The organism is Streptomyces sp. CBMA29 (assembly GCF_014596445.1).
In the GTDB taxonomy this organism is placed as follows: Bacteria; Actinomycetota; Actinomycetes; order Streptomycetales; family Streptomycetaceae; genus Actinacidiphila.
In genome coordinates this window covers 19642-37857 of record NZ_MECL01000217.1, presented here as the reverse complement: position 1 = coordinate 37857, position 18216 = coordinate 19642, and the positions used below count along the sequence as shown (strand labels likewise).

Below are 18216 nucleotides of genomic sequence, written 5' to 3'. Positions count from 1 at the left end.
ACCACCCGCCTTCGTACCACCAAGGAGACCCCCGATGGCTGAGCTGTTCCCACGGCTGCGCCACGTCTGCGACCTGGACGCCGCCTACCTGCGCGAATACTCAGGACTGCACGACGAGTACGACGGCACGATCGTCGACCTGTCGCCTGCCGGGGTGGCCTCGGCGCTGGCCGCGCTGGGCGGTCCCGCGCTGGACGACGCGCACGACGAGGCACAGCTCGCCGCCACCGAGAACGCGATGCGGACGCGGTTCGGCCGTATCCGCCAGCACCGCTGGGACCCCTGGGTGCACATCGAGGCGCTGGACCTGTCGCCGTACGACCGGCCCTACGACGACGACGCGGTACGGGCCGAGGCCAGGCGCCGCCACCTGCGGCTCTGGCCGGACGCCGTCGACAACGCGATCGAGGCGCTGGACGAACTGTCCTCCTCCGTCGCCGGGATGTTCCTGCCCGCGGCGCGCGGCATGGCCGCCGAGGTCCGCGCCGACGACGGCGAGGACGGCGTACGCGCCCTGGCCGCGCTGGAACGGCTGACCGCCCACCTCGAACACGCGGCGCGCGAGGCCGCGCCGGCAGCGGGACTCGGCAGGGCCGACCTCACCGCGCTCCTCGGCTGCGAGGACCGCGTCCCGGTGGACCTGGACGAACTGGCCGCCATGGCCGACAGCGAGTACGCGCGGATGAGCGACGTCCTGGACGACGCCGCGGCCCGGCTCGACCCCGCGGGCGCCGACGACCCGGCCGCCAGGACCCGGCGGCTCAGCGCCCGGGTACGCGCCGACCACGGCGACTTCCCGCGGATCCTCGCCGACACCCAGGCCCAGGTCGCGCTGGCCGCGCGCTTCGTGCGCGAGCGGGAGCTGGTGCCCGTCGTCGACGAGGCGTGCGTCATCGAGCCCAGCCCGCCCGCGCGGAGTTGGGCGGCGGGCCGGGTGAGCTGGACCGCGCCGTGGGAGACCCGCGGCCACTCGCTCTTCCATGTGACCGGACCCTCGCCGCACTGGTCGCTCGACGACCACCGCGCCTGGCTGTCCCGGTTCAACCGGCCCGCGATGGCCGTGATGGCCGTCCACGAGATCGGGCCCGGTCACTGTAGCCACGCCCTGATGATGGGCAAGGTCGACCGGCCGATCCGCAAGACGCTCTGGTCCGAGCTGTTCTTCGAGGGCTGGGCGCACTACGCCGAGGAGATGATGTGGGAGGAGGGCTACCAGAACGACAGCCCCCTTTACCAGTTCGGCATGGCGCAGGAAGCCATGATGCGGGTCGTCCGCGTCCAGGCCGCGCTCGGCATCCACACCGGCGCCCTCACCCTCGACGACGCCGTCGCCCTCTTCGAACGCAAGGCGTTCCTGGCGGGCCCCGCCGCGCGGGCCGAGGCGCTGCGCGGTGTGTGGGAGCCGACGTACATCCGCTACACCTGGGGAAAGGTCCTCATGCGGCGGCTGCGCGACCAGGCGAAGACCGCGTGGGGCAGCGGCTTCACGCTGCCGCGCTTCCACCGTGAGCTGATGGCCTTCGGCTCCCCGCCGGTCGGCCTGGTGGCCTCGGCCATGGGCATCGGCCCGGCGCCGCTCCCGCAGCCGGGTCCGGGCGCGCCGGCCGACCAGGGGAGCGGGCCGGCATGACGGCGGGCCGGCGGCCGGTCGTGGACCGGGCACTCGAACAGGGGCGGAAGGACTCCGCCCACGGCGGCACCGCCATGGTCTCCGCCATGCACCCGGCCGTCGCCGACGCGATGCTCGACGTCCTGCGGAGCGGCGGCAACGCCATGGACGCGGTGCTGACCGCCGTCCCCCTGCAAGGCGTGGTCGAACCGCAGATGACCACCCTGGCCGGTGGCATGTCCGTGCTCTACTACGACGCCGCCCGTCGTACGTACGACTACATCGACGGCGAACTCGACCACACCCGCGACAGCCCGCCGGTCTCCGCCACCTGGGACCACTACGTGACGGTGGACGGCGCCCTGGGCGCCTCCTGCGGCCGCCGCGTCGCGGTCCCCGGCGCGGTCGCGGGCATGCACCTCGCCATGGAACGCCACGGCAGCATCCCCTGGGCCGACTACTTCGCGCCCGCGGTCGAGGTCGCCGCGGCCGGCTTCCCGATGTACTCCTTCCTGTACGGCGAGGCTTTCGAGGCCGCCGCGGGCCGGTTGGCCGCACACCCCTCGGGCCGCGCCGAATTCCTGCCCGACGGCCACGTACCGCCCGTGGGGGAGCTGCTGGTCCGCCCGGCGCTGGCCGAGACGATGCGGCGGATCGCCGCGGACGGCCCCGACCACGTCTACCGCGGCGCGTGGGCGTCGCGCTTCGTGACCGCCGTCCGCGAGACCGGCGGCACCGTGACCGCCCGCGACCTGGACGACTACACCGCCCGCGCGAGCCGGCCGGTGCGGCGCGCCTACCGGGACCACGAGATCGTCGGCGCCCCGCCCCCGTCGTCCGCGGGCGTCCTCATCGGCCTCGTGCTCGGCATCCTGGAACACATCGACCTGCCCGCCCTTGGCCACTACACCCGCGACGCCGAAGCCCTCGAAGTGCTGCGACGCGCCATGGCGTTCGCCGAATTCTTCACCGAGCGCTTCGTGAAGGACCCGCTGTCCTTCGACGTACCCGTGGACGAACTCCTCTCGCCCGGCTTCACGGCGTCGCTGGCCGCGCTGATCCGCGGCAACACCCGACGCGATCCGGCGCCCGCGAGCGGCGGTACGGTCCGGCCTCCCGGCGCGCCGCACACCAACAACACCGACCACGTCGTGGCGGTGGACGGCGCGGGCAACATGGCCTCGCTCACCCACAGCGTCTACGGCACCACCTTCGGCACCGGCCTGGTCGTGGACGGCATCCACGTCAACAGCGGCAACAGCTTCCCCGGCACCGGCGACGGCGAAGGGCGGCGCGTCCTGTCGCCCTTCCCGCCCACCATGGTCGCCCGCGACGGGACCCCGCACCTGGCCCTCGGGTCACCGGGCCTGTCCGCGCGCGCCACCGCGATCGTCCTGGCCAACCACCTCGGATACGGCCTCGACCTGGCCGAGTCGATCGACGCGCCGCGCTTCCAAGGCGCCCAGACCGACCAGCCGTTCACCGTCGAGGCACGCGTCGACCCGCGGGTGCTGGACGCGCTCGCCAGCCGCTACGGCGCCGACGTACGACTGACCACCCCCTACTTCTGGCACTTCGGTTCCGTCCACGCGGTGGAAGTCGACGCGGACGGCCACCGCCACGGATACTGCGACCCGCGGCGCCCGGGACGGGCCACGGGATGGTGACCGACCCGCCCGAACAGCCGCCCACCGCAACCGACTTGGGACGACAGGAGACGCACGTACCCATGGCAGAGGACACCGAAGTCCCCGTACCCGCCCCCACCGAGAACACCAAGTCACCCAGCTACATGGGGCGCATCCTCAACCTGCTGGAGCAGTCCGTGGTCGCCGAGGGCGCACCGCTGACCCTCACCGAACTGGCGGCGGCGGCCGACGCGCCGCTGTCCACCGTCTCCCGGCTGACGGCCCAGCTCGTCACCTGGGGCTTCCTCAACGAGACCACCTCGCACCGCTTCGTGCCCGGCCGACGGCTCGCCGCCATGGCCGCGGCCGTCAGCGAACACCTCTACAGCAACGACCGCCTCCAGCAGGCCACCCGGCTGCTCACCGGCGTCACCGGCGAGAGCACGACCGCCGGACGCATCGTCGGGAACAGCATGTTCATTATCGCCCGCACCGAGTCCGAGCAGCCGCTGCGCGCGGTGAACCGCATCGGCGAGTTCATCCCGCCCGACAACTCCGCGCTCGGCAAGGCCATCATGTCCCGGCTGCCGCGCGCCCGGCAGCTCGCGCTGCTGCGCGGCGCCGACGTGGCGGACCCCGAGGCCACGCTGGAGAAGATGCAGCCGGAGCTGGAGGAGGCCAGGCGGCGCGGCTACGCCGTGGACGAGGAGACCTACAGCGTGGGCCTGCGCTGCCGGGCCGCCGCCGTCGTCGGCCCCGACGGCGTCGCGGTCGCCGGACTCTCCATCAGCGGACCCGCCGCCCGCTTCACCCTCGACCTCGCCGAAGGAGCCGTTCCCGCGCTGCGCCAGGAGGCGTCCGCGATCGGCGACATGCGGTGACCCCGCCCGGCCGGGGACACCGTCCCCGGCCCCCGGCGCGTCCCCGGCCTCCGGTGACGACAAGAACCCGGGCACCGATCCCCGTATCAGTGCCCGTACCGATACCGATACCCATATTCGTATCAGCAAGGAGACACAGCGGATGAGCGACACCACAGCCACCGGTACCCCGGCCGCGCAGCCCGGCCACACCGTCGAGACCGTCCCCGTCACCCGCGTGGACAACGGGCACGACCTCGCGCTCACCGTCCACCGCCTGACCGGCGCCCGGCCGGGGCCCACCCTGGTCGCCTTCGGCGGCGTCCACGGCGACGAGGCCATGGGACCCGAGGAGATCCGCAGGTTCGTCTCGTCGGTCGACCCCGCGGAACTGGCGGGCACGATCGTCGCCGTACCGGTGGCCAACCCGTACGCGTACGCGGCGATGTCCCGCTTCACCCCGCAGGACGGCCTCAACCTCAACCGCATCTTCCCCGGCGACCGCAACGGTTCGGTCACCGAGCAACTGGCCGCCGTGCTGGCCGAGATCATGCTCCAGGCCGACTACTTCGTGGACTTCCACTCCAGCGGCCTGTACTCCACGGTCGAGTACGCCTACATCATGGACGACGGCCGGGAGATGGCCACGTCCTTCGGGGCCGCGCTGCTCTACCACCACGAGCCATACGAGGGCACCTCCAACGCGTGGGCGATCAAGAACGGCATCTCCTCGACCGTCTGCGAACTGGGCGGCGGCGGGCAGCTCACCGACGCCTTCCTCGACAAGGCCGTACGCCAGGGCCGCAACATGCTCAAGGGCATCGGCATGCTGGAAGGCGCGCCCGAGGCGATCGTCGAGCAGCAGACGGTGATGACCGAACTCGTCACGCTGCGCCCCACCAAGGGCGGCACGATGATCTCCCACTTCACCCCGGACCGGCTCGGCGAGGTGATCAAGGGCGGCACGGTGCTGGGCGAGGTCGTGGACCCGTACACCTTCGAGACGCTGGAACAGCTCGTCGCGCCGTACGACTCCAACATCCTGGTGCTCAGCCGCGAGGGCTACTCCCGCACCGCGCCGGGCGACTACGGCTTCATGGTCGGCAACGCCGGCACCACGACCACCGTCGACGAGTTGTTCGGCGCCTGAGCGCAGCGGCGCGCGAACCAGCGGGCGACCGGCGTAGCGGAGACGAGGAGCGGCGTACCGGCATGGACATCAGACACGTCCACGTGGTGGACCCCGAGAGCGAACAGATCCTCAGGGACCGGCGGATCACCCTGGAGGGAGACCGGATCACCGCCGTCGCGGCCGACACCCCCGACCCGCTCGCGCCCGGCGACGTGGACGGCACCGACCTGTACGCGGTCCCCGGCTTCATCGACTGCCACGTGCACGTCACCTCGGTGACCGCCGACGAGTGGGCCGACACCGGGATGCCGCCCAGCTACGTCACCGCGCACGCGCTACGGGAACTGCGCGCGATGCTCGAACGCGGCTTCACCACCGTCCGGGACGCGGGCGGCGCGGACGCCGGGCTGGCCGACGCCCTGGACGAGGGGCTGGCGCCCGGACCCCGGCTGTACGTGTGCGGCAAGGCGCTGTCGCAGACCGGGGGCCACGGCGACCTCCGACCCCGGGGCCGGCACCACGCCGACGACCATCCGGCCGTGCCCGGCATCGGCCGGATCGTCGACGGACCCGACGCACTGCGCACCGCCGTACGCGAAGGCGTACGGTCCGGGGCGTCGTTCGTGAAACTGATGCTCTCCGGCGGGATCTCCAGCCCCACCGACCGGATCGACACCCCGCAGTACAGCGAGGACGAGATCCGCGCGGCGGTCGACGAGGCCGCGCGGGCGGGCGTCTACTGCGCCGGGCACGCCTACACCCCGCAGGCGGTGGCCCGCGCGCTGCGCCTGGGCGTACGCACCATCGAGCACGGCAATCTGATCGGCCCGGACGAGGCCCGGCTGTTCGCCGAGCACGGCGCGTACTACGTGCCGACGCTGGTGACGTACACGGTGCTGGCGCAGGAGGGGCCGCTCCACGGGCTCCCGCCCGCGAGCACCGCCAAGGTCGCGGCCGTCCGGGACAGCGGCCTCACCGCGCTGGCCCACGCCCACGCCGCCGACGCCCCGATCGCCTTCGGCACCGACCTGCTCGGCGCCATGCACGTCCACCAGTCGCGGGAGTTCGCGCTGCGGGCCAGGGTGCAGCCGGGCTGGGCGGTGCTGCGCAGCGCCACCACCACCGGCGCGCGGCTGCTCGGCGCGGCCGGTGAACTCGGTGTGCTCGCGCCCGGCGCCCGCGCCGACATCGTCCTGACCCGCCACAATCCCGCTGTCCACGTCGAGCGGCTGGCGGACCCGGACGCCGAGGTCGCCGCCGTCTTCTCACGGGGCCGCCTCGCGGTACGCCGCTAGGGCGTGTCCGGCGGACACGCCCTGGGCCCCCGAGCCGCACGCGGCAGCACCATCACACGAGACAGGGAGCCGTATGCACCACCCACCGCACCTCACCAACCCGACCCGCGCGTGCGGGAGTTCGAAGGTCTTCCCGGTCGGCCTGGGCGGCATGCTGCTGTCCATCGAGGGGCGCCCGGACCGCGTCCGGGCCACGGCGACGATCCACACCGCGCTCGACGCCGGAGTGACCCTCATCGACTCCGCCTCCGCTTACCACACCGGTGCCGACGAAGTAGGGCACAACGAGACGCTGATCGCCGACGCGCTGGAGAGCTGGGACGGCGACGCGGCCGCGGTCACGGTGGTGACGAAGGCGGGCCGGGTCCGGCCGGGCGACGGGCGGTGGCTCACCGACAGCAGCCCCGACCACCTCGTCCGCTCGGCCGCCGCGTCCCGCGACCGGCTCCGCCTGGACCGGATCGAGCTGTTCTTCCTGCACGCCCCCGACCCGGTGGTGCCGATCGCCGATTCGCTGACCGCGCTGCTCCGGCTGGTCGCCGACGGGACCGTCACCTCGGTCGGCGTCTCCAACGTCACCGTCGCCGAACTCGACCTGGCGCACGAGCTGTTGGGTGACGCGCTGGTCGCCGTGCAGAACGAGTTCTCACCCAGCGCCGTACAGCACCGCGCGGTACTGCGCCGCGCGGAGGAACTCGGCCTGGCGTTCCTGGCCTGGCGACCGTTGGGCACCATCGGCACGAAGGACGACGAACTCACCGCCGCCTTCACCGACATCGGCCGCGCCCACGACGCCAGTGCGCAACGCACCGCGCTGTCCTGGCTGTTGTCCACCAGTCCGGCGCTCATCCCCATACCGGGCGCCCGCCGCCCCGAGACGATCCTCGACTCCGCCCGCGCCGCGGAACTGCACCTGGGTCAGGCCGAAGTGAGCCGACTGGACGCGGCGGTCGCGAGCCGCGTGCCGTCGTAGGGGAGAGGCGTTCCGCAAGGGCCGCGCCTCAGGAGCCGGGCCGCGCCATCCGTACGACCGCGGTCCCGCGCTGGAGATCGACGGTCGTACGGTTCGGCGGCGCGCCGTCCTCCTCGTCGTCCCGCAGCACGAGGGCGGACTGCCGCTCCTTCAACTCGTTCTGCTTGCCCGGCGAGAAGCTCGCGTGCAGCATCTCGAAGCCGGTGGACGAGATCTGCCCCTGGCGGCCAGGACCGCGCCACGGCAGGATTCCGGCCCGCCCGGCCCGCATGAGCATCTGATCGGCGAAGGCCACCAGGGTCAGCAGGATGACCAGACCGGGCAGGGTCATGAAAACGACGAACGTCATGCTCCCAGTATCGCCGTCCGGGCGCCGGTGATCCATGGGTCGGCAGGGGCCGGTTCCGCCTTCGCGCCACCGTGCCTTCGCGCCACCGTGCCTTCACGTCGCCCTGTTGCCGCGTCGGCCGCGCAAGGCGCCCGGCGGGAGGCTCCCTTGACGGAGGGTGGTGAGTACATGACACTGATCCGTGCTTGGAGAGCGCTCTCCAAGCGGCCTCCGGACATCTGGGAGAACGCATGACATCAACGCTGAACGGCCTGTCCACCTCGGTGTGGACGCGGATGGCCGCCGCTGCGGCCCTCGTGCTGAGCATGGTGCTGGGCGGTCTCGTGACCGCGGGGACCGCTCACGCCGACGTGGCGCCAGGGGTGTCGATCGACCTCGGCGGCGCGGGCGGCGGCGACTTCATCGCGGACACCGGCACCGGCGGCAGGCCCGACACCATTCCCGCGGGCGCTCCCAGTCTCCCGAACTGGGGACGGACCGTCGCCCACCCGATCCCCGCCGACATCTGGAACACCTCACGCGTCGGGGACTCCTCCTACAGCATCCCCGGTCTCACCCCGGGCGCCGACTACCAGGTCCGCCTCTACTTCATGGACTGGTACTACACCCACTCCGGCCAGCGTGAATTCGACGTCACGATCGACGGTGCCAAGGTCCTCACCGACTTCGACATCATCGGCACGGCCGTGGCGGCGGGCGCGGACGGCCAGGAAGCCTTCGGCGTCGAGAAGGACTTCCCCGTCACCGTGGACGCCTCCGGCGCCGTGTCCATCGACTTCACCCGCGGCTCCGCCAACCAGGCCCAGGTCAACGCCATTGTCGTGACGCCCGAAAGCTGACGATCCGCCGTCGGCGCACATTCCCTACGTGACCGCGGCCGGTCGGCCGGACGGTGCCTCGACGGTGGTCCGGCCGACCGCGCTGCCGTAGGGAGGACCGGGACCCCGGTCCGGCTACGGGCGACGCCGGGGCTTGCCGCGCTTCGCGCCGCCCGTACCGCCGCTCTTGCCGCTCTTGCCTCCGGAACCCCGGCCCGGCGCGGGTTTGCGGCGCACCTCCGACGCCTTGTCCTTGGCCTTCGCGGCCTTCGCTCCTGGTGCGGACCGCTCCGGGAGCGGCCGGCCGCGCGTGCTGTTGACGGTGCGACCGCGCACGATGCCGATGAGGTGTTCCACCAGATCCGTGGTCGCGTCCTGCGGCCAGGACAGGGCGACGCGGGACTCGGGCGCGTCCGGGACCGGCCGGTAGGTGAGATCCCTGCGGTGGTGCAGCCGCGCCAGCGACTGGGGGACGATCAGCAGGCCCACACCCGCCGCGACCAGTTCCACGGCGTCCGCCGTGGTCGCGGGCCGCTCCTTCGCGGGCCGCCCCGGCGGCGTCTCCCAGGCGAGGGTGTCGTCCAGGGGACGCAGCACGATGTCGTCCGCGAGGTCGGCCAGCGACACCTCGTCGACCGCCGCGACCGCGTGGTCCTTGGGAACGAGGACCACCGTCGCCTCCGTGTAGAGCGGGATCGCGCTGAGGTCCGCGCCGTCGACCGGCAGCCGTACGAATCCGGCGTCCGCGCCGGACCCGCCGCCGTCCCGCAGCGCGCCGAACGCCTCGGCGGCGGGCACCGGTACCAGGGTGAGCGGGACCTCCGGCAGGCGCTCGTTCCAGATCCGCACCCACTTGGTCGGCATCACGCCCGGAACGTATGCGAGCCGGAACGAAGGAGGTACTTCCGAACCTGTCACCCCAGCAGGTTATCCGCTGGTGGTCGGAGGTGGCGCACGCGCTCGTTACCCTTGACGGCATGACGTCGCAGCAGACCGCCCAGACCATGAAGCCCGCGACAGCGGCGAAGAAGCTGGGTGTGTACCTCCAGGCCACACCCGCCGCGTTCCAGGAGGGTGTCGTCTCGCGCACCGAGCTCAACGCGCTCCAGGCCGATCCCCCCGAGTGGCTGGTGGAACTGCGGCACAACGGACCGCACCCCCGCCCCGTCGTCGCGTCCAAGCTCGGCGTGTCCATCGCGGGTCTCGCGCGCGGCGGCGTGACCGAGGCGCTCACCACCGAGGAGATCGAGGCGCTGAAGCAGGACCAGCCGCGGTGGCTGGTCGAGGAGCGCGCCGTGCAGGCGGAGGTCCGCAAGGAAGCGGTGCGGATCAAGGAGAAGAACGCGGAGCGCGCCGCCCGCGCCCGCTGATCCGTACCCGCAGCCCCGTTCCCGCAGCCCCGTACACCCTGACCCGTATCCACTGACCCGGGCGCGACAACCGGCCTCCGGTACCGGCTTCGCGTCCGGGACTCCCGCTCGGGCGCGGATTCGTTGACCACATATTGACCAGTGGTAAGAATCGGGTCCATCATCGGTGCGTCGCCGAACACCTCGGCGTCCGGACGCCGAGACACCGGCACCCGCTCCGCGCGGACAGGACTGGTGGGCCCATGGTCAGCAGCGAGAGCCGATGGGAGAAGCGGCAGCGCATCCGTACGCACCTCCTGGACCTGGTCGAGGAGACCGCGACCGGACGGCCGCTGCCCGGTGAGCGCCAGCTCTGCGAGACCCTGGAGGTCTCCCGCCCGACGCTGCGCTCGGTGATGGACGACCTGGTGCGCGACGGGCTGCTGATCCGGGCCCACGGGCGCGGCGTCTTCGTCGCCGAGGACAAGGTCGCCCAGCGCCTGGGTCCGGCCGCGGGGCCGGGACCGAGCATGGGCGTCGGCGGTGTGGACGGCGCGTGGACCAGCCGCACCGTGGAGTTCACCGCCATGGCCGCCGGCCCCAGGATCGGCCGCCGCCTCGGCGCCGCCCCGGCCGACCGGATCCTGCGGATCGCCCGGCTGCGGCTGGTCGACGGCGACCCGATGTGCGTCGAGACGCTGCACGTACCGCTGGCGCTGGTCCCCGGCCTCACCGCCCACGACCTGGAGGCCGACTCCTTCTACCGCCTGCTCGGCAGCCGGTACGGCATCCTGCTCACCCGCGCCTCACAGCTCATCGAACCGACCGTGGTGGACGAGGCCGAGGCCGAACTGCTCGGCGTGCCCGTACACACCCCGGCCCTGCTCTTCGAACGCGCCGCCAAGGACGCGGACGGGCGGGTCGTGGAGTTCACCCGCTCCGTCTACCGGGGCGACCGGTACCGCATCCTCACCGAACTGTCGCTCGCCCCCGAGCCCGACAGCGGACGCGTCCTGGGCGGCTCCTGGTCGGCGGCCTCGCGCGTACCGGGCGCCGACACCCTGGTCCTCGACCCCTACTGGAACGACAACGGGTAGCCCCCCGCGCCCACCTACGACTTCTCCGTCACCCCCCACCCCGCGCCGCCGCCCCCGGCCGGCGCGGTGCACCCCCACGCCCCGAAGGGACGGATCATGCTTCGTCGCAGGCTCATCCTCGCCACGGCCGCCGCCTGTTCGGCCGCCCTCGCCGGTGCCATGGCCGCAGGCGCCATGACGACCGACAGCGGTACGTCCGGCACCGGTACGTCCGGCACCGGTACGTCGGCCGCCGCGTCGAGCGGCGCCCACCGGCAGCCCGCCGCCCGTACCGCCGCCTCCGCCGTACAGCTACAGACCTGGCTCTACCCGGGCTCCTCCGGCGACTCCACCTGCACCGCGCCGAGCGAGTACGCCGACAACCGGGTCAAGAACGGCGCGCTCAAACCCGAGTACTGGAGCGTCACCAGCAAGGGCAAGGTCACCCTGGAGACCACGGCCGCCGGGCTCTGCAACACCTACAGCGCCGCCAACGTCGCCGACCTCAAGGCGCACTCCGCCTACCAGTACCCGACCATCTCCGGTATGACCACCGCCGACGTCCACGCATTGGTCAGCAGCAGCACCAACCGCGCCGACGCCGTCTCGCAGCTCACCTCCTTCGTGGTGACCAACCAACTCACCGGCGTGGACGTCGACATGGAGGACTACTGGTCCTGGAGCGCCGCTGACTTCACCAACTACAAGACCTTCCTCGGCCAGCTCGCGACCTCCCTGCACGCGCAGGGCAGGAAACTCGTGGTCGACGCGCCCGCGATGACCGAGGACGCCGACTTCTACGACTACGCCGCCGTCAGCGCCAAGGGCGTCGACGAACTGGACATCATGGCGTACGACGAGGAGTTCGACACCGCGCCCGGCAGCCGGTGCCTGCCGATCACCCCGCTCGCCTGGCTCAAGCAGGTCACGCGGTACGCGCAGAGCAAGATCCCGGACCCGTCGCGGCTGGTCATCGCCCTGCCCTCGTACGGCATCAGCGCGCCCGACCCGTGCGACCTGGACGCGGTCACCGGCAACATCCAGTTCAGCGACATGAAGCACAGCCCCGGCTTCTCCACCGACCCGAGCACGATCGCGGCCCGTCGCGACGCCTCCTCAGGAGAGATCCGCTGGGTCTCCGGCGGGAAGCTCTACGACTACGTGGACAGCACCGCGCTCAACTCCAAGCTGGCGGTGCTGACCTCACTGGGCGTCACCAAAGTCTCCGTCTGGTCCCTCGGCGGCGGGAACCCCTGGTTCACCGGGTGACTCTCCGTCAGCACGAGTGAAGCGCGCGCCCCGCGGGACCGGCCCGAGTCCGGTCCCGCGTACGCCGTCTGACGCGCCCTCATAAGCCGCTCGCGCCGCGCTTCACCACGACGGCCCGTTTCCCTCCGCGGTCGGTCAGTGTCAGGCTGTGGCCATGAAGGGGCACATTCCGCAGGAGACAACGAGTTTCGTCGGCCGTACGGCGGAACTCGCGCGGCTGGACATGGCGTTGGCACACCGTCGGCTGATCACCCTCACCGGGCCCGGCGGAGTCGGCAAGACACGGCTCGCGCAGCGGGCGGCGGCGCGCGCGTCGGTCGGCCGCGTCGCCGTGGAAGTCGCCGCGGAACAGGAGCCGGGGGCGGACCGGCGAATCGGTTCTGCGGAAGGCACCGACTCCTCCCGCTTCCCCGACGGCACCTGGTGGGCCGATCTCGCCACCCTCGACAGCCCGCACCTGCTGCTCGCCACCGTCAGCGACGCGGTCGACCTCGCCGACCACTCACCGCGGATGCCCGTCGAGGCGCTGTGCGAATGGCTCGCCGACAAGCGCCTGTTACTCGTGCTCGACTCCTGCGAGCACCTGATCGAGGCGTGTACCCACCTCGTCGGAGAACTGCTGACGGCCGCGCCCGGCCTGACCGTACTGGCCACCAGCCGCCGCCCGTTGGCCTCCGCCGTGGAGGAACTGATCGACGTCGCACCGCTGTCGGCCGAAGGACAGGACGCGCTCGCGCTCTTCAACCAGCGAGTCACCGGCCGCCTCGGCCACGCCCCGCTCGCGGAGCCGGGCGCGGCGCAGGCCGCCGCGGCCATCTGCCGCCGCCTCGAAGGGATACCGCTGGCCATCGAACTGGCCGCGGCCCAGGTCGGCCCCGCCACTGTCGCCGACGTCGCCGACCGCCTCGGCTCACGCTTCGACGTCCTGTCCCGCACCGACTTCGTCTGGCCCCGGCGCCACCAGACGCTGCGCACCGCGATCGGCTGGAGCCACGAGCTGTGCACCCCGCAGGAACGGCTGCTCTGGGCCCGGCTCAGCGTCTTCCGCGGCGCGTTCGACCTGGCCGCCGCGGAAGCGGTCGCCACCGGCGGCCCGCTGCGCGCCGCGGACATCGCGCCGACCCTGGAACGGCTGGTCACCCAGTCGGTGATCATCAGGACGGCCACCGCCGACGACGCGGCGAGCGGCGCGGGACACCGCGAGCGCTACCGCATGCTCGACACGATCCGCGAGTACGGCGGTGAGTGGCTGCGCGAGCTGGGCGAGTCCGCCGCGACCGCCCGCCGTCACGCCGACTACTTCACCGGCCTCGCCCGCTGGGCGGACGAGAGCTGGTCGAGCCCCGACCAGCTCCTCGGCTACCGCGTGATCGAGGACACCCACCCCGACCTGCGCTCCGCCCTCGATCACTGGCTCGTCCACGACCCGGCGCGGGCCGCCGAACTCGCCGGGCTGCTGGTGTACTTCTGGACCTGCTGCGGCCACCTCAAAGAGGCCCGCTCCTATCTGGAGCGCGCCCTGGAACTGCACACCGCGCGGGACCGGGCCCGCGCCCGCGCGCTCACCGGCCTCGGGGCCACCGTCACCCTCCAAGGGGACTACGCCCTGGCCACCGAGATCAGCGCCGAGGTGGAGGCCGCGGCCGAAGCGGGCGGCGACGAGGAGGAGCAGATCGCCGCCGCCTGCCTCACCGGCCTGCTCGGCCTGCTCATGGGCCGGCCGCGCAAGGCACTGGACGCGGTACGCGCGGCGCTCGGCGCCGCGCCCGGCTTCGCCTTCGACTCTCCGGACCGGCTGCGCTGCAACCTCGTCGAAGTGCTCTCCCTCACCGCCCTCGGGGACTTCGCCGAAGGCCGCGAGCGGGCCCTCGAACTGCGTGAGCACTGCGTACGCACCGGCGAGGTCTGGACCCGCTCCTACCTGGACTACCAGCTCTCCGTCGTCGCCCTCTTCGCCGGCGCCCCCACCGAGGCCATCGGCTACGCCCGCACCATGCTGGAGAGCAAACGCCTCATCGGGGACGCCTTCGGCATCGCGCTCGGCCTCGACCTGCTCGCCGCGGCCCTGGCCGCCGAGGGCCGGGCCGAGCAGGCCGCCTCGGTCTACGGCACCGGCGGCGCCTATTGGCGCAGCGTCGGCCACCCGCAGCGCGGCGCCCCGGAACTCCAACTGGTGCGCGAGCGCTGCGAGGAGACGGCCCGCGCGGCGCTCGGCGACCAGGCGTACGCCGCCGCGTACGCCCAAGGGTCCACCGCCCACGGCCCGACCGCCCTGGCCGCCGCCCTCCAGCCGGACAGCCACACCGCGTGAGCGGCCCGTTCACCCCCCACCGCACACCCGCGCCCGGCGCGGACCTCGGCCGTCACACCGCGGGCATGTGGCGCTCGAACCAGTCTGTCACCCGGGTGAGGAAGTCGATCTGCGCCGGGTAGGTCCGTACCCCGTGGCCCTCCTGCGGATAGATCACCAGCGTCGACGGCACGCCGTGCGCGCGCAGTGCCTGGTGGAACTCCTGGGCCTGTCCCGGAGGCGTGCAGTTGTCGAGCGCGCCCGCCACGTTCAGACACGGGGTGCGGGCCTTGCTGGCGTGCAGCACGGGGCTGCGCGTGTGGGCGCGGGTTCCGTGCTGCTCCGGGTCGGCGTCGAGGAAGCGGTTGCCCCAGCCGGCGATGTTGCTGGTGAAGCTCTGGCTGTACCAGTCGGTGACGGGGGAGATCGGGACGGCCGCGGCGAAGCGGGTGTCCTGCGTGACGAGCCACGACGACATGAAGCCGCCGTAGCTGCCGCCGATCAGGCCGACCCGTGAGGCGTCCGCGATGCCGCGTTCGACCAGCGCGTCGATCCCGGAGAGGTAGTCATAGGTGTCCGCGCCGCCCATGTCGCCCACCACCAGACCGGCGAACGCCTGCCCGCGCCCGCTGCTGCCGCGCGGATTCGGGTTGAGCACCGCGTAGCCGCGCGACACCAGCAGCGGCACCCACGCCGCCTTCATCGACCAGGAGTCGCGGAAACCCCAGACCGGCCCGCCGTGGATGTTCACGACCAGGGGAAAAGGACCGTCGCCGGGGGGCGTGCACACGATGCCCTCGATCCGGGTGCCGTCGGGCGCGTCCCACTCCACCGGCCGGGCGGAGCCGCCCACGGACAGCAGATAGTCGGTGCCGGGATGCGCGACCGAAGCGAGCACCCGCTCGCCGTCCGCGCCGGACAGCACCAGTTGCTGGGGGAGTACGTACGACTCCTTGATCGTCACCACCTCGCCGTCGGCGGTGAAGACACCGTCCGGGTGGAACGTACCGCCGCCGCGCGCCTCGGTGGTCGAGAAGACCTCGGACACGCTCTCGTCGCCGATCCGCACGACGCCCGCCACGGAGTGCAGACCGCGCACTCCGAGGTAGCCGATCCGCTCGGTGTCGATCCACTGGAGCCGGGTCACGTCCGTGCCACCGGTGTCGATCCGCCGCGTGCCCCCCGACGCGGGGTCGACCACCAGCAGATCCCCGGCGACCACCCAGCGGTCGCTGCACACCGCCTCCGCCACGGCCAGCAGCGTGCCGTCCGGCGAGCCGACCGGCAGCCCGAGCTGGACCTTGCTGCCGAGCACCCTGCGCACCGCGCCGTCGAGGCCGATGAGACCGAGCGACGCGGCGTACCAGTCGTCCTCGCCCGGCGCGTCCGAGGTGATCGCCGCCACCCGCTCGGGTCCGCACCACCCGGCCTCCCAGCAGTTCAGCCCCTCGGGCGAGAGCCGTTCGACCGTGCCCGTGCTCAGCGTGTACAGCCACAGGCCGCGCCACGCGTCGTCCGAGTCGCCGTTCACGTCACCGTCGGTGCTGGGCAGCCAGGCCGCGGCCTCCCCCGCGCTCGTGCGGTTCGTCCCCGAGCCCTGTCCACCGGACAGGTCCGCGCCGAGACCGGCGACACCCAGCAGAATCCGCAGGCCGTCCGGCGACCAGTGCAGATACTCGACCGTGCCCGGTACCGCGGGCGCCGCTTCGGCCTCACCGAGGCGGCCGTCGCGCAGCAGGTGCAACTGGAAGCTGCCCTTCTCGGCGCGGTCCGCCAGGAACGCCAGCGTGTGCCCGTCGGGCGAGAAGCGCCCCGACCGCGCGGTACCGCCGACCGCGGAGATCTGCCGGAGCGCGCCGTCCGCCGCGGTGAACAGGGCGGTCCTGGGCGGCCCTTCGAGGCCGTCCATGATGTCGCCGGTCACCACGGTCCGGGCGCCGTCCCGCGTCACGTCCGCCTCGCGCAGGCCGAAGGCCCGGCCGAACGCGGGCCCGTGCAGGGCACGCAGGTGCTCTTCCACCTTCCGGTACCGCGGTGTCGCCCTCAGATCCGCTGACATGGGACTCCCTCTCCTCCGGTGCCCGCACCGTGTGCGCCGGTACCAGCGTGCCGGACGGGCAAGGCGCCCGGCGACCTGCGGATGTCGACAGTTTCAGCCCGGCCGGACGACAACCGTCGCGTGCCGTCCCCCGAGCGGCGGCTCGCCATCTGTTGCGTACGGCCCGGCCGACGCCCGACTCCTGTCGGGGGTCCTGGCGGCTGAACTGCCGCTTACATGGCCGTGAACCGCTACCTCTCGCGGGCCGAGCGCCAGGAGGACACGACCATGAGAACACCCCCTGCCAGAAGTGGAAGGGCCATCCTCGCGCTCGTCGCGGCCACGGCTGTGCTCGCCGGATGCGGGAGCTCCGACACCGGAGCGAGCACGTCGAGCGGACCCGACCCGGCCACCGGCGCCCCGATCTCCGTCGGCTTCGTGAACTCCGACAGCGGAAGCATCGCACTGCCCGAGGTCACCGCGATGGCCAAGGCGGCGGCCGACTGGATCAACGGCCACGGCGGCGTCGACGGCCGCCCGCTGAAGCTGGAGACGTGCTCGACCGACGGCACCCCGGCGACCTCCACGAGCTGCGCCAACGACCTGGTCGGCAAGAACGTGCTGGCCGTGCTCAACGGCGACGACGGGAGCCTGGACTCCGCGCTGCCGATCTTCAAGAAGGCGGGCCTGCACATCTTCGGCGCCATGGCGGGCCCCGCGGTACAGAGCGACCCGGACAACACCATCATGCTGGCGCCGTCCGCGGCGGCGACGGCCGCGACCGGACCCGTCCAGAAGCTCATGGGCATCCACAACGGCGTGTTCGTGCTGCCGAACATCGGACCCGAGATGAAGACGGCCTTCGACGGGATCAAGGCCGCCTCCGCCAGCGCGGACGTGCGCCTCACGCTGTCGCTCGTCGCACCGGCCAACCCGGACATCACCGCCGCCGTCAACGCCGCCAAGTCCCAGCACGCCGACGGGATCATCCTGGCCCTGTCGGAGAACGACTGCACCAACGCCGTCCGCACGGCCAGATCGATGAACTGGACGGGAGAGCTGGTCGTCGGCCAGTGCACCCAGTTCATCAAGGACCTGGGACCGCAGGCCGCCGGAGTCAAGACCGTGCAGAATCTCTTCCCCTACGGCTCGCGCGCCTCGGCCGAGAAGTACGACGGCTCGCTGAAGCAGGACTTCGACACCTACGAGGCCGCCGCGAAAGCCGCCGGGGCGCAGAAATACCTCGACTTCGGATACGCGCCCTACGGCTACTCCACCGTCATGACCTTCGTCGACCTCCTCAAGGGCCTCGGCGGTGACATCACCCGGACCACGGTGAACAGGGCCATGGCCTCGTTCAAGGGGCGCCAGGTGCTCGGCACACCCCAGGACTGCACGGCGAAGCTGATGCCCGGCGGGGCCTGCGGCCGCGATCTCATCGCCCTGGAGACCCAGGCCGACGGCAGCCAGACGCTTGTCGGCGGCAAGCCCCTCGACCTTGGCACGATCGCGGGCGGGAAGTAGACCGAC

15 protein-coding genes are annotated in these 18216 nt (G+C 72.5%); 12 read left to right on the top strand and 3 right to left on the bottom strand.

The genetic code is table 11. The features are described from left to right. Positions 1-34 precede the first annotated feature (34 nt). The 6 genes from BGM09_RS29245 to BGM09_RS29220 all read left to right on the top strand — a co-directional run bounded on the left by BGM09_RS29245 (position 35) and on the right by BGM09_RS29220 (position 7497). Positions 35-1630: a DUF885 family protein gene (locus BGM09_RS29245; RefSeq protein ID WP_188284725.1), complete on the top strand. Its 1596-nt coding sequence runs from the start codon at positions 35-37 to the stop codon at positions 1628-1630. Then, entirely contained in the window at positions 1627-3276 is a 1650-nt protein-coding gene (locus BGM09_RS29240; RefSeq protein WP_188284724.1) for a gamma-glutamyltransferase family protein, read from the top strand. The genes BGM09_RS29245 and BGM09_RS29240 overlap by 4 nt, the downstream gene beginning before the upstream one ends. A gap of 62 nt (positions 3277-3338) precedes the next feature. Beyond that, a complete protein-coding gene (locus BGM09_RS29235; protein ID WP_188284723.1) occupies positions 3339-4118 on the top strand; it encodes an IclR family transcriptional regulator in 780 nt (259 codons plus the stop codon). 142 nt (positions 4119-4260) lie between these two features. Further along, positions 4261-5247, top strand: coding sequence for a succinylglutamate desuccinylase/aspartoacylase family protein (locus tag BGM09_RS29230; RefSeq protein ID WP_188284722.1), 987 nt, complete (start codon positions 4261-4263; stop codon positions 5245-5247). Positions 5248-5309: 62 nt separating this feature from the next. After that, complete coding sequence (locus BGM09_RS29225; protein ID WP_188284721.1) at positions 5310-6524, top strand: metal-dependent hydrolase family protein; 1215 nt, start codon at positions 5310-5312, stop codon at positions 6522-6524. A 73-nt stretch (positions 6525-6597) separates the two neighbouring features. Continuing rightward, a complete protein-coding gene (locus tag BGM09_RS29220; RefSeq protein ID WP_188284720.1) occupies positions 6598-7497 on the top strand; it encodes an aldo/keto reductase in 900 nt (299 codons plus the stop codon). Positions 7498-7525: 28 nt separating this feature from the next. Here the strand turns inward: BGM09_RS29220 and BGM09_RS29215 are convergent, their stop codons facing one another. Next, positions 7526-7846, bottom strand: coding sequence for a DUF6191 domain-containing protein (locus tag BGM09_RS29215; RefSeq protein ID WP_188284719.1), 321 nt, complete (start codon positions 7844-7846; stop codon positions 7526-7528). Positions 7847-8076: 230 nt separating this feature from the next. On the opposite strand from BGM09_RS29215, the gene BGM09_RS29210 reads away from it, so the two are divergent. Further along, positions 8077-8685 carry a malectin domain-containing carbohydrate-binding protein gene (locus tag BGM09_RS29210; RefSeq protein ID WP_188284718.1) on the top strand — a complete coding sequence of 203 codons (609 nt, stop codon included), beginning with the start codon at positions 8077-8079 and terminating at the stop codon, positions 8683-8685. A 114-nt stretch (positions 8686-8799) separates the two neighbouring features. Here BGM09_RS29210 and BGM09_RS29205 read toward each other — a convergent pair whose 3' ends face one another. Then, the gene (locus BGM09_RS29205; RefSeq protein ID WP_188284717.1) at positions 8800-9582 is read right to left on the bottom strand and encodes a LysR substrate-binding domain-containing protein; all 783 of its coding nucleotides are present in this window, start codon (positions 9580-9582) and stop codon (positions 8800-8802) included. A gap of 59 nt (positions 9583-9641) precedes the next feature. Here BGM09_RS29205 and BGM09_RS29200 point away from each other — a divergent pair, with 59 nt between their 5' ends. The 4 genes from BGM09_RS29200 (at position 9642) to BGM09_RS29185 (ending at position 14669) form a co-directional block, all read left to right on the top strand. Then, positions 9642-10034, top strand: coding sequence for a DUF5997 family protein (locus tag BGM09_RS29200; protein WP_188284716.1), 393 nt, complete (start codon positions 9642-9644; stop codon positions 10032-10034). 242 nt (positions 10035-10276) lie between these two features. Further along, positions 10277-11110 (top strand): GntR family transcriptional regulator, encoded by an 834-nt coding sequence (locus BGM09_RS29195; protein ID WP_188284715.1) that lies wholly within the window; start codon positions 10277-10279, stop codon positions 11108-11110. 96 nt (positions 11111-11206) lie between these two features. Continuing rightward, complete coding sequence (locus BGM09_RS29190) at positions 11207-12358, top strand: glycosyl hydrolase family 18 protein (protein ID WP_223187762.1); 1152 nt, start codon at positions 11207-11209, stop codon at positions 12356-12358. A gap of 154 nt (positions 12359-12512) precedes the next feature. Further along, on the top strand, positions 12513-14669 hold the full coding sequence (locus BGM09_RS29185) for an ATP-binding protein (protein ID WP_188284714.1): 2157 nt from the start codon (positions 12513-12515) through the stop codon (positions 14667-14669). 52 nt (positions 14670-14721) lie between these two features. Here BGM09_RS29185 and BGM09_RS29180 read toward each other — a convergent pair whose 3' ends face one another. Continuing rightward, positions 14722-16707 (bottom strand): alpha/beta hydrolase family protein, encoded by a 1986-nt coding sequence (locus BGM09_RS29180; protein ID WP_188284713.1) that lies wholly within the window; start codon positions 16705-16707, stop codon positions 14722-14724. A gap of 267 nt (positions 16708-16974) precedes the next feature. Between BGM09_RS29180 and BGM09_RS29175 the strand changes: the two genes are divergently transcribed. Continuing rightward, entirely contained in the window at positions 16975-18210 is a 1236-nt protein-coding gene (locus BGM09_RS29175) for an ABC transporter substrate-binding protein (protein ID WP_188284712.1), read from the top strand. Positions 18211-18216 lie beyond the last annotated feature (6 nt).